This window comes from Nocardia sp. NPDC001965, assembly GCF_053594175.1.
This window is the reverse complement of the sequence record NZ_JBSFDZ010000073.1, coordinates 1-11279: the sequence shown is the minus strand read 5'-3', so window position 1 is coordinate 11279 and position 11279 is coordinate 1. Positions and strand designations below refer to the sequence as shown.

Sequence of the window (11279 nt, the reverse complement as noted above, 5' to 3'; positions counted from 1 at the left end):
TCGTGTGCTATTACTATCTCAGGCCTCGAGACTCGCGCCTTCGGCGCATGCGCTTCGAGGCCTGAACGGCGAGACGGGCCTCAACCCTTTGAGGTGTCTCGTAAAACTCGACTCGGGGGTTGCGTCGGTAGTCGAGGTTGCGGGTCGGGGGGCGACTCGCTTGGGAGGGGCGGGACGGGACCACGTCTTCGCTTCTGTGGGTGCCCGCCGGCGCCTGGGCGGGCGGGCGTATCTCGGTCGCGCTCCTTGCTCGGGAGACGACCAGCACGTCAGAGGATCGGGGAGGGTGTGTACCGCGCTGCTTCGGGGTAGGCGGCGACCAGTTTGCCCACCTGGGCCACGATATCCGCCACCTGGGCGTCGGCCGCGCCGATGAACGCCGACTTCTCCGCCAGCGCGGCGTCCAGTGCCGCCCGGTCCAGGGGCATCCGGTCGTCGGCGGCCAAACGGTCCAGCAGATCCGGTTCGCGACCCTGCTCGCGCATCGCCAGGGCGACCGCGACCGCATGCTCCTTGATGACCTCGTGTGCGGCCTCACGGCCGACCCCGGCACGTACCGCCGCCATGAGGATGCGGGTGGTGGCCAGGAAGGGCAGATAGCGGTCCAGTTCGCGGGCGATCACCGCCGGGTAGGCGCCGAACTCGGCGAGCACGGTCAGGAAGGTCTCCATCATGCCGTCGATCGCGAAGAAGGCATCCGGCAGCGCGACCCGGCGCACCACCGAGCAGAAGACGTCGCCTTCGTTCCACTGCGCGCCCGCGAGTTCGGCAGCCATCGACCCGTAGCCGCGCAACACGACCTGGAGGCCGTTCACCCGTTCACAGGAACGCGTGTTCATCTTGTGCGGCATGGCCGAGCTGCCGACCTGGCCGGGCTGGAAACCCTCGGTCACCAGTTCGTGGCCGGCCATCAGCCGGATGGTGTGCGCCAGCGAGGACTGGGCGGCGCCGATCTGGACCAGCGCGGACAGCACATCGTGGTCCAGGGACCGCGGATAGACCTGACCCACGCTGGTCAGCACGCTGGTGAATCCCAGATGCCGCGATACCTGCTGTTCGAGCGCGGTGAGTTTCGCGGCGTCGCCGCCGAGCAGGTCCAGCATGTCCTGGGCGGTACCCATCGGGCCCTTGATCCCGCGCAGCGGGTAACGGTCGATGAGTTCGCGCAACCGGGTCAGGCCGATGAGCATCTCGTCGGCGGCCGAGGCGAAACGTTTGCCCAGGGTGGTGGCCTGAGCGGCGACATTGTGCGAACGACCGGCCATCACCAGCGCCTGGTATTCGGCGGCCCGCTCGGCCAGCCGGGCCGCCACCGCCACACCGTGGGCATGGATGTACTCCAGGGACAGGCGGATCTGCAACTGCTCCACGTTCTCGGTGAGGTCGCGGCTGGTCATACCCTTGTGCACGTGCTCGTGCCCGGCGAGCGCGTTGAACTCCTCGATACGGGCCTTCACATCGTGGCGGGTGACGCGTTCGCGTTCGGCGATGGAGGCCAGGTTGACCTGATCGACGACCCGTTGATAATCGTCGACCACACCGGCCGGCACCTCGATACCGAGTTCGGCCTGGGCGCGCAGCACCTCGAGCCACAGCCGCCGTTCGAGCACGATCTTCTGCTCGGGAGACCACAGATGCACCAGCTGTGGACTGGCGTAGCGGGTGGCGAGGACGTTGGGGATCAGGTCTGAGGTCACGTCCGGTCAGTCTAATGACCGGTAGCGGTCGATCGGCTGGTGCGTCGCCGGAGCGACGATATCGATGACCTCCAGCAGGGCCCCGCGGGCCAGCCGCCGGGGCTGCGGATCGGATTCGGAGAGGGCGGCGACCACGGCGCCGTCCACCACCGCGACCAGCCTGCGTAATTGTTCGGGTCGCACGATCCGGTCGGATCGGCGCAGGACATCGGAGAGCAGCTCGTCCAGCTGCCCGCGTAGTCGGAGCTGGACTTCCCGTAGTTCGGGATGCCGGGCCGAGGCGACGGTGCGTTCGTAACGGGCGATCAACCGCCCGCGGGCCCCCTCGTCCACGCCTTCCGGGCCGATCAGCAGGTCGAGCACCAGGTCGACGGTCGCCTCCGCACCGCGACGGCGGTGGGTCACCTCACCGATCCGCCGCCGCATGGCCTCGAGTTCGGCATTACCGCTGAACTCGACCGCCCGCGCGATCAGATCCTCGAGGGATTCGAAGTAATAGGTCGTGGAGGCCAGCGGCAGTTCGGCACGGGTCGCGACCGAGCGATGCCGCACCGCGTCGAAACCGCCTTCGAGCAGCAGCTCGGCCGCGGCAGCCACCAGCGCCTGGCGACGCCGTTCACCTTTCGGAGTCGTCGCGGTTATCACCGTGCCATCGTGCCAGTCTTCATCAGTACATCCGTACGAAATCAGGGAAAGGGGGAAACAACCATCGATGTTTCTACCGCATCCGCGCGATCATGTTGTCGTACTGTGCAAAGTTATTGCCGTGCACCGTGTTCGTCTCACCTCCGGCGCAGGTGGTCTCCGAGACGTCCGAGCGCGGCCTCGATTTCGGCTGTCGTTCCCGCGAACGAGAGCCGGACGGTGCGATGCCCGTCGACCGTATCGAAGTCCAGCCCAGGTACGACGGCGACCCCGGTGTTCGCGAGAACCTCCGCACACCAGGCCATGGAATCGCCGGTGAGGTGGCCGATATCGGCATACGCGTAGAAGGCACCGTCGGCGGGCGCGAGGTCGGTGATGCCGAGCCCGGTCAGTCCCTCGAGCAGGATGGTGCGGTTGACGGCGTACCGCTGCACATGTGCCTCGAGTTCGGTCCGCGCTTCGTCCCCGAACGCGTGCACCGCCCCGTACTGCGAGATCGCCGGTGGGCAGACGGTCATATTCGACGCCAGCCGCTGCAGCGCCGGACGCAATCCGGCCGGGGCGAGCATCCAGCCCAACCGCCAGCCGGTCATCGAGAAGTATTTCGACACCGACCCGATCACCACGCCCGACCGTGAGGTCTCCCAAGCAGACGCGGTGCGTTCACCGCCGTAGGTGATGCCGTGGTAGATCTCGTCGGAGATCAGCAGCGTGCTGTGCGCATCGCACCAGCGCGCCAGCGCGGCGAGTTCGTCCGGGTCGATCATGGTGCCGGTGGGATTCGCGGGACTGGCCACGATCAGCCCTTTCGGCGGTCGCGGTAGATCTTCGAGCATCGCGACCGTCGGCTGGAATCTGGTCTCGGCGCGGCAGTCCAGTTCGACGACCCGGCAGCCGAGCGCGGCCAGCGTGTTGCGATAGGCCGGATAGCCCGGCCGCGCGACCACCACGGTGTCACCGGGATCGAAGGCCGCCAGGAAGATCAGAGTGAAGGCGCCGGACGATCCGGTGGTCACCACGACGTCGTCGGGATCCACCGGATAACCGTAGGTCCGGTGGTGGTGTCCGGCGATGGCCCGGCGCAGCGGCAGAATACCGAAAGTTTCCGTGTAACCGAGCAATTCGGCATCGATGGCCTCCTTGGCGGCGCGCAGCACCGGGGCGGGCGCGGGCGTCGAGGGTTGCCCGGCCGCGAGGCTCAGTACGTCGCCGTGTGTTCTGGCGCGTTCGGCGGCGGCTTTCCATACATCCATCACGTAGAAAGGTGGAATGGTCGAGCGCCGAGATTCAGTGGACACCCGACCGACGGTAGAACACCGCTTCGGGCGCTTCGACAGCTATGGTCTGCTCTGATGCTCGACAAGGCCGGCCGGCGGGCCGACGGCCCGCCGAAAGAGGACCCCGGGTCCACCGCGTCCGGACGCGGTACCGGGTTCCTCCGCCGACGCTGGAATCGGGCGGTGCATCCGTTGTCGGTGACGGTCCGGCGCGGGCGCCCGAATCCGGGCTCGGAGCAATCCCCGCCGTCGACCCCCGAGCCCGGCCACGGCGGTACTGCTCACTCCGGCCGGCGCCCGCGACGGGATTCCGCCGACCACCGCCCGGGATCTTCCGCTGTCGAAACCGCGGATCTCGGTGACAGTTCGTCCGTCGAGCCTCCTGGCGAGCCCACCGAGCGGCGGATATCCCTGGACCGCGCGGCAGCTGCCGGCGGTGGTCTGGTCATCGCGCCCGGCTGGCGGGAGCGCGCCGCCGTCGCTCCCCGCATGCCCGGGCACCGCCTGCGTTCGGCCTACCGGTGGATCCGGCGCTCGGCCGCCGCGACCCGGCTCCGCCGTCCCACCCGGGCCGATCTCGCCGGATTCATCGCGCGTCGCCCGACCATCGAGGAGATCACCGCCGCGGCGCGGCGGCACCGGGTACTCATCGCCGTCCTGCTGGTCACGGTGACATTGTCCGCCGGCGACGGTTCCGCGGGCATACTCATGACCGACCGGCACCCGGCACCCGGTATCGCCTATCGCGTGCCGCTCGCCCATCCATTGCAGCTGTCCACGCCGATCCCATCGGTCCGCCGCTACCTCGACGCGATCGACAACGGTGAACACCTGCGGGAGCAGGCGGTCGTCGCCGCGGCGGCCCGGGCCACCCTGGATCGCGCGAAAGCGGAGGCCGCCGCCGCGGTCGCCGGGCAGGAACAGCCGTGGATCAACAGCGCGCCCGCCCCGGGCGGCATGGAGGGCGGCATCATCCCGCCGGGCGCCGTACCGCCCGGCGCCGGTGGCTATGTCCTCCCCGCGCCGGGCACCTTCACCTCCGGTTTCGGTAGCCGATGGGGCACCCTCCATCAGGGGATCGATATCGCGGGCCCGATCGGCACCCCGATCTACGCCGTCGCGAGCGGCACCGTGATCGACGCCGGTCCCGCCTCCGGTTTCGGTCTGTGGGTGCGGATCCGGCACGACGACGGCGCGATATCGGTCTACGGCCATATGTACGACTTTTTTGTATCGGTCGGCGAGCGCGTACCGGCCGGAATGCAGATCGCCCGAATGGGCAACCGGGGCGATTCCACCGGTCCGCATCTTCATTTCGAGATCATCCTGAACGGACAGCACGTCGATCCGCAGCGCTGGCTGGCCCTGCACGGACTCTCGTACAACTGAGCCCATATCCGTGTCGGGGCAAATCCACAGAATCCACCGAAGACACGGCCGACCGGCCCGCGAGAATGTGACTTACACCGCTGTAACGCCAGGTAAATCGATTTCTCTCAGCAGAATAGAACCTCCTGTTATGTTTACGTTCACTTTTTGTTAACCTTCCGCAATCATTCTGTGATTCGCCAGACAACAAACCGCAAGTTTGTTTGCCGCACGGTTATCACTTCGATCCGGATATTCCGATGCGGTGGCCTTCCCCCGGCGCCGACACTCGTGCGGCGCACTGCGCCACCGAGCGCGGACAACTGAATCTCCTCTTTCACAACACGAATCACAAAAGAAGCAGCGCAAAAACCGCGCCGACGAGCGATATACGCGGCGGCGTGATACCTCCGCGCTGTCGGAGCTTCCCGATGCATCTACGAAAACTGTTGCCCCTCGTCGCCGTTGCCGCCGCCGTCGTCATCCCGGCCCAGGCACACGCGGACGCCCCCATCTCGGGCGTACCGGTGGAGTTGCAGGATCCCGCGCGGCAGGTCCAGCAGCAGGCCTTCCAATGGCAGCAGCAACTGCCGCAACCGCAGCAGGACCAGCTCCAGCAGTTCGTGCAGCCGCTACCGCAGCCGCTCCCGGAACTGCTGGCGCCCCCGGTTTTCTCCAACGACCTGGACGGCTGGATCCGCAATGCACTGCACGTACTCGGACAGCGCGGTATCCCGGCCAGCTACGACGGTATCCACCGCAACGCCCTGCGCGAATCCGGCGGTAACCCGCGTGCGATCAACCTCTGGGACTCCAACGCCGCGGCGGGTATCCCGTCCAAGGGACTCATGCAGGTCATCGATCCCACCTTCACCGCCTACCATGTGGACGGCACCTCGTGGGATATCTACGACCCGGTCGCCAATATCGCGGCTGCCTGCAACTACGCGGCGCACCGCTACGGCTCCATCGACAACGTGTTCGGGGCCTACTGATCCGGGGAGCCGAATGAACTCCACGGCGGGCGGTGCGGGTGAATGCGCCGCCCGCCGTGGTTCTCAGATGCTGATCCGGCCCTCGACAGCGGCGAGACCGATATCCGAACGGTAGTGCCCGCCGGTCAGTTTGATCCCGGACAAGCGGTCGTAGGCGGCCTCCCGGGCCGCGACCAGATCGGCGCCGGTGCCGACGATACTGAGCACCCGGCCACCGGCGGATACCAGCGCGCCGTCCGCCCGCAGTGCCGTTCCGGCGTGCAGCACGGTGGCCACGTCATCGGCCGCCGCGTCCGCGGCGCCGGTGATGACATCACCGGAGCGCGGGCGGGCCGGATAGTATTCCGCGGCCAGCACGACGGTCACCGCGGCGCCGTCCCGCCAGCGCGGCGCGGGCACATCGGCCAGCGTCCCGGTCGCGGTGGCGTACAGCAGTTCCCCGATCGGGCTCTCCAGCAGCGACAACACCGCCTGCGTCTCCGGATCACCGAAGCGGCAGTTGAACTCCACCACCGCGGGGCCGGCCTCCCCCATAGCCAGCCCGGCATACAGCAGACCGCTGAAAGAGTCACCACGCCGGACCAACTCGGCGGCGACCGGCGCGACCACATCGTCGACGATCCGGGCCACCGCGCCCTCCGGCAACCACGGCAGCGGTGTATAGGCACCCATACCGCCGGTATTGGGCCCGGTATCGCCGTCACCGACCCGCTTGTGATCCTGCGCGGGCAGCAGCGGCACCACCGTCTCCCCGTCGACCAGGCAGAACAGCGAAACCTCCGGCCCGTCCAGGAACGATTCCAGCAGCACCGGATGGCCCTGCTCGAGCAGGTCCGCGGCATGCCCGCGGGCCGCCGAACGATCCGCGGTCACCACCACGCCTTTACCGGCGGCCAGTCCGTCGTCCTTCACGACCCAGGTCGGGCCGAAACGATCCAGTGCCGCATCCAATTCGGCCGGAGTGTCCACGATCTCGCTGTGCGCGGTACGCACCCCCGCCGCCGCCATCACATCCTTGGCGAACGCCTTCGACCCCTCGATCCGGGCCGCACCGGCCGACGGACCGAAACACGCGATCCCCGCCGCGCGCACCGCATCGGCGACCCCCAGCACCAGCGGCACCTCCGGACCGATCACCACCAGATCCGCGGCCACCTCCCGGGCCAGCGCGGCCACCGACTCTCCGGAACTCGGGTCCACGGGCTGCACCTGCGCGTGCTGGGCGATACCGGCGTTACCGGGCGCGGCGACGATCGCGCTCACGGCCGGATCACGGCGCAGCGCAAGGACGAGGGCGTGTTCACGGGCTCCGGAACCGATGACGAGTACTCGCACCCGGACAGCTTATAGGTGCGGTACCGGCCGCCGTCGGGGCAGGTTCGACCCTCGGTCCGGCCCGGTACCTGCGAGTTCACCGCGCCGCCCGCCGACTGTGGATGATGGTGGAAACACCCTGAACGGGTGGGTAACCCGCGCGCCGGGCCCCAGCGACCCGGGCGCGCGTACACGGGAGGACACGCGATGGGGCTGATGGACGGAATCATGGGGAACGCCGGACAGGTGGAGCCGGCCCGGGCCCAACAGGAATACCAGCGGTTGCTCGGCAACGGCGAACAGGTCTACTCCGCCTATATCCTGGTCCGCGACGCCATGCTGTTCACCAACCGGCGGCTCATCCTCATCGACAAGCAGGGCCTGTCCGGCCGGAAGGTGAGCTACCACAGCATCCCCTACCGCTCGATCACCCATTTCGCGGTGGAAACAGCGGGCACCTTCGATCTGGACGCCGAACTGGTGCTGTGGATCGCCGGCACCGACACACCCCTCCAGAAGAAGTTCAACCGCCAGGTCGATATCTACGAGGTCCAGGGCATCCTTTCCCACTTCGTCGGAGCGTGATGCGTTACCGCCGCCTTCGCTACGGCCTCCGCTGAACGCATGGCGCGGGATCGTCAGGTGCGGCGCCGGAGGCGACGCGATAAGCACTAGTCTCGCCTCATGGCTTCTGTTTTCAGTGCGATCATCGCGGGTGACCTGCCGGGCCGGTTCGTGTGGGAGGACGACGAATTCGTCGGGTTCCTCACCATCGCACCGGTGACCCCGGGGCACACCCTCGTGGTGCCCCGCAAGGAGATCGACCAATGGCAGGACCTCGACCCCGAAGTCTTCGCGCGCCTCAACGGGGTGGCGCAGAAGGTCGGGCAGGCCGTGCGCGCGGCCTGGGACGCCCCGCGCGCCGGACTGCTCATCGCGGGGCTCGAGGTCCCACATCTGCACGTCCACGTGTTCCCCGCGTTCACCATGGGGAATTTCGATATATCCGGGGCCGATCCGAACCCGGCACCGGAATCCCTCGACGACGCGCAGGCGCGGATCAAACAGGCATTGCGCGACCTCGGCTACGGCGCGAACGTTCCCGCCTGATCGGCATCCGCCCGGCCCGGACGACCGGACTCGCCGCTACGTGTCCCGGCCGACGCCCTCGCTCACTCCGTCACATGCCGTACCGGGCGGTTCCGGCCGGTCACGCGGTAGCCGCACCGTGAAGGTCGTGCCCACCCCGGGGTCACTGTGCACTTCCACGGTGCCGCCGTGCGCGGCCACCAACGCGGCCACGATCGACAACCCCAACCCGGTACCGCCGCTGCCGCGGCTGCGCGAATCGTCGGCGCGATAGAACCGTTCGAAAACCCGCGACGCCTGATCCGGCGCCATCCCCGGACCGGTATCGGACACGTCGAGCCGCACATCGTCGCGCTCGGGAGTCAGCTGGACGGTCACCGTGGCATCGAACGGTGTGTGCACGAGCGCGTTGTTCAACAGATTCGCCAGCACCTGCCGGATACGGGCCGCATCGCCCGGTACCTCCGCGGTACCCGAACCGGGCCGGACCTCGAAACGGATCGTCCGCTCCGGATCCCGGCGTCCCTGGGCCGTCGCGACCGCGCGCGCACTGTGGACGGCATCGCTGGTCAAGCTGAGCAGATCGACCGGGTCGTGTTCCACCGGGCGCTCGGCATCCAACCGGGCCAGCATCAGCAGATCCTCGACCAGCAGCCCCATCCGTTTCGACTCGCGCTCGATCCGGTCGAGCAGCATATCCGTGTCACCGGTGGCGCCCTGCCGGTACAACTCGGCGAAACCCTTGATCGTGGTCAGCGGCGTCCGCAACTCGTGGCTGGCGTCGGCGACGAAACGGCGCATCTTCTCCTCCGACCGCCGCGCCGCCTCCTCCGAGGCCTCGGTCGCGGCAAAACCCTGCTGGATCTGCGCAAGCATCGAATTCAACGACTGCGCCAAACGGTCGACCTCGGTGTTGGTTCCGCGCACCGGCACCCGGCGATGCAGATCCCCGGCCGCGATATCGGCGGCGGTCTCCTCCACCTCGACAAGCGGGCGCAGACTGCGCCTGATCACGAAGTACGCGGCCACCGCCAGCACCGCCAGCACCAATGCCCCGATCACCAGCTGCAGGATCACGAGCCGCTCGACGATCGCCTCGGTATCGTCCAGGCGCTGCGCCACCACGCTGGTGCCCCGGGAATTCTCCGTGTAGCGAACCCGCCACTGCCCCGAATCGCCACCGACCGACCCGGTGGTGAAACTCCCCGGCCGCATATCCTGTGGCAGCTCCGGAGCCCCGTTGCCGATATCGGATTGGAGATACAGCTTGCCGGAATCATCCTCCACCCGCGCGTAATACGGCACCGGCGGTCGCTCCCGCCCGGGCTCGCCCGGCAACGGCAACGGTGGCCGGCTACCGGGGCGCGCCCAGGTCTGTGCCTGCTCCTGCAGCTGTTGATCCACCCGGTCGATCAACGCCGCGCGCAAGGCCGAGGTCACTGCCACTCCCGACACCAGCAATCCCGCCGCTGCCAGCGCGACCAACGCGAGGACCAGCGTCACCCGGAGCGGCACGGCCGCGAGCCGACCGGCCACCCCTCTGTGCCCGACCACAGCCGAACCCGGCCCGACGGACAGCTCCGCGGTGCTCACGACCGACCGGCGGACTCGCGCATCACGTAGCCGACCCCGCGCAAGGTGTGGATCAATCGCCGCGGACCGGTATCGACCTTCTTACGCAGATACGACACATAGGTTTCCACCACCCCGACCTCCCCGCCGAAGTCGTAACGCCAGACATGATCGAGAATCCGCGGTTTGCTCAGCACGGTCCCCGCATTCACCATGAAATACCGCAACAGCGTGAACTCGGTGGGCGACAGCGCCACCGGTTCCCCGGCCTTGAACACCTCGTGGGTATCGTCGTCCAGCTCGATATCGGCGAAACGGATCCGCGACCGCTCACGCGCCGGCGCACTCGCCCCGGCCCGGCGCAAAATCACCCGCAACCGGGCCACGACCTCCTCCAAACTGAACGGCTTGGTGACATAGTCGTCGGCGCCCAACGTCAAACCGGTCACCTTGTCCTGGATATCGTCGCGGGCGGTCAGGAACAACACGGGCGCATCGATACCGTCGGCCCGCAGCCGCCGCAGCAGCCCGAACCCGTCCATCCCCGGCATCATCACATCGACGATCAACGCGTCGGGCCGGAACCCGCGCGCCACATCCAACGCCTGCGCCCCATCGGCCGCCGACGCCACCTCGAACCCCTGGAACCGCAAACTCACGGTCAGCAACTCGACGATCATCGCCTCGTCGTCGACGACCAGCACCCGGGCCTCCGGTGCTCCGCCCTGCGCACCACTCATACCACCCATACTGACCCACCCCGCTGGCATCACCCTGCGCACTCGCTGTGAACAAGCTGTGTTGGATTGCCCCGCCTTCGGCGGGGCGGGCGGGGCCCTATTAACCCCGGTTCTTCACTCCGCCGCTCAGTCGCTGCGCTCCTTCGCTCTGTCGCTCCAGAACCGGGGCGGGCCCCACCCACACATGTCGACCATCCGGGGGGTGATAAATGGTGTGGATAACGCATTCCGACGATCGGTAGTAAGCAATGGACGCGGGTCCGCATGCCGACTCATCCGGAGTAGCTGATGCTCACAGGTCCACATGCAGACGGTCGGGAGTAAACAATAGACGCGGGTTCTCCATGCCGGCCCATCCGGAGCAGCTGAAGCTCGCAGATCCGCGGGCCGACAGTCCGGTAGCAGAACCAAAGGTCCGCATGCCGACCTGCACACACAGCGGGTCCGCATGCAGACCGGGCCGTCGATGCCACCGCAACCCGCATGCGTCGAGTTTTACGAGACACCTCAAAGGGTTGAGGCCCGTCTCGCCGTTCAGGCCTCGAAGCGATGCGCCGCAGGCGCGAGTCTCGAGGCCTGAAC

Annotated in this window: 10 protein-coding genes; 4 read left to right on the top strand and 6 right to left on the bottom strand. The window is 67.8% G+C overall.

Going from position 1 to position 11279, the window contains the following annotated elements; all coding sequences use genetic code 11:
• Positions 1-269: 269 nt before the first annotated feature.
• The 3 genes from purB to ACWCPQ_RS34680 all read right to left on the bottom strand — a co-directional run bounded on the left by purB (position 270) and on the right by ACWCPQ_RS34680 (position 3640).
• Complete coding sequence (gene purB / locus ACWCPQ_RS34690) at positions 270-1697, bottom strand: adenylosuccinate lyase (RefSeq protein WP_449907303.1); 1428 nt, start codon at positions 1695-1697, stop codon at positions 270-272.
• Positions 1698-1703: 6 nt separating this feature from the next.
• Complete coding sequence (locus ACWCPQ_RS34685) at positions 1704-2342, bottom strand: TetR/AcrR family transcriptional regulator (RefSeq protein WP_039821924.1); 639 nt, start codon at positions 2340-2342, stop codon at positions 1704-1706.
• Positions 2343-2479: 137 nt separating this feature from the next.
• A complete protein-coding gene (locus tag ACWCPQ_RS34680; RefSeq protein ID WP_449907300.1) occupies positions 2480-3640 on the bottom strand; it encodes a pyridoxal phosphate-dependent aminotransferase in 1161 nt (386 codons plus the stop codon).
• A 468-nt stretch (positions 3641-4108) separates the two neighbouring features.
• Here ACWCPQ_RS34680 and ACWCPQ_RS34675 point away from each other — a divergent pair, with 468 nt between their 5' ends.
• Together ACWCPQ_RS34675 and ACWCPQ_RS34670 are read left to right on the top strand one after the other, a co-directional pair.
• Positions 4109-5008, top strand: coding sequence for a M23 family metallopeptidase (locus ACWCPQ_RS34675; RefSeq protein ID WP_449907309.1), 900 nt, complete (start codon positions 4109-4111; stop codon positions 5006-5008).
• A 410-nt stretch (positions 5009-5418) separates the two neighbouring features.
• Positions 5419-5982: a transglycosylase SLT domain-containing protein gene (locus ACWCPQ_RS34670; RefSeq protein ID WP_449907297.1), complete on the top strand. Its 564-nt coding sequence runs from the start codon at positions 5419-5421 to the stop codon at positions 5980-5982.
• A gap of 63 nt (positions 5983-6045) precedes the next feature.
• On the opposite strand, the gene purD is transcribed toward ACWCPQ_RS34670, so the two are convergent.
• Complete coding sequence (purD, locus tag ACWCPQ_RS34665; protein WP_449907295.1) at positions 6046-7317, bottom strand: phosphoribosylamine--glycine ligase; 1272 nt, start codon at positions 7315-7317, stop codon at positions 6046-6048.
• 186 nt (positions 7318-7503) lie between these two features.
• On the opposite strand from purD, the gene ACWCPQ_RS34660 reads away from it, so the two are divergent.
• Positions 7504-7881 (top strand): PH domain-containing protein, encoded by a 378-nt coding sequence (locus ACWCPQ_RS34660; protein WP_051164278.1) that lies wholly within the window; start codon positions 7504-7506, stop codon positions 7879-7881.
• A 99-nt stretch (positions 7882-7980) separates the two neighbouring features.
• On the top strand, positions 7981-8406 hold the full coding sequence (locus ACWCPQ_RS34655; RefSeq protein ID WP_449907292.1) for an HIT family protein: 426 nt from the start codon (positions 7981-7983) through the stop codon (positions 8404-8406).
• A 36-nt stretch (positions 8407-8442) separates the two neighbouring features.
• Here the strand turns inward: ACWCPQ_RS34655 and ACWCPQ_RS34650 are convergent, their stop codons facing one another.
• Complete coding sequence (locus ACWCPQ_RS34650; protein WP_449907306.1) at positions 8443-9900, bottom strand: sensor histidine kinase; 1458 nt, start codon at positions 9898-9900, stop codon at positions 8443-8445.
• A 74-nt stretch (positions 9901-9974) separates the two neighbouring features.
• Entirely contained in the window at positions 9975-10706 is a 732-nt protein-coding gene (locus ACWCPQ_RS34645; protein WP_449907290.1) for a response regulator transcription factor, read from the bottom strand.
• Between the last annotated feature and the right edge of the window lie 573 nt (positions 10707-11279).

Excerpts from the sequence above, each read along its gene's own strand:
- ACWCPQ_RS34675 (WP_449907309.1), top strand. The coding sequence starts at position 4,109 with ATGCCCGGGCACCGCCTGCGTTCGGCCTACCGGTGGATCCGGCGCTCG.
- ACWCPQ_RS34670 (WP_449907297.1), top strand. The coding sequence starts at position 5,419 with ATGCATCTACGAAAACTGTTGCCCCTCGTCGCCGTTGCCGCCGCCGTC.
- ACWCPQ_RS34660 (WP_051164278.1), top strand. The coding sequence starts at position 7,504 with ATGGGGCTGATGGACGGAATCATGGGGAACGCCGGACAGGTGGAGCCG.
- ACWCPQ_RS34655 (WP_449907292.1), top strand. The coding sequence starts at position 7,981 with ATGGCTTCTGTTTTCAGTGCGATCATCGCGGGTGACCTGCCGGGCCGG.
- ACWCPQ_RS34645 (WP_449907290.1), bottom strand. The coding sequence starts at position 10,706 with ATGGGTGGTATGAGTGGTGCGCAGGGCGGAGCACCGGAGGCCCGGGTG.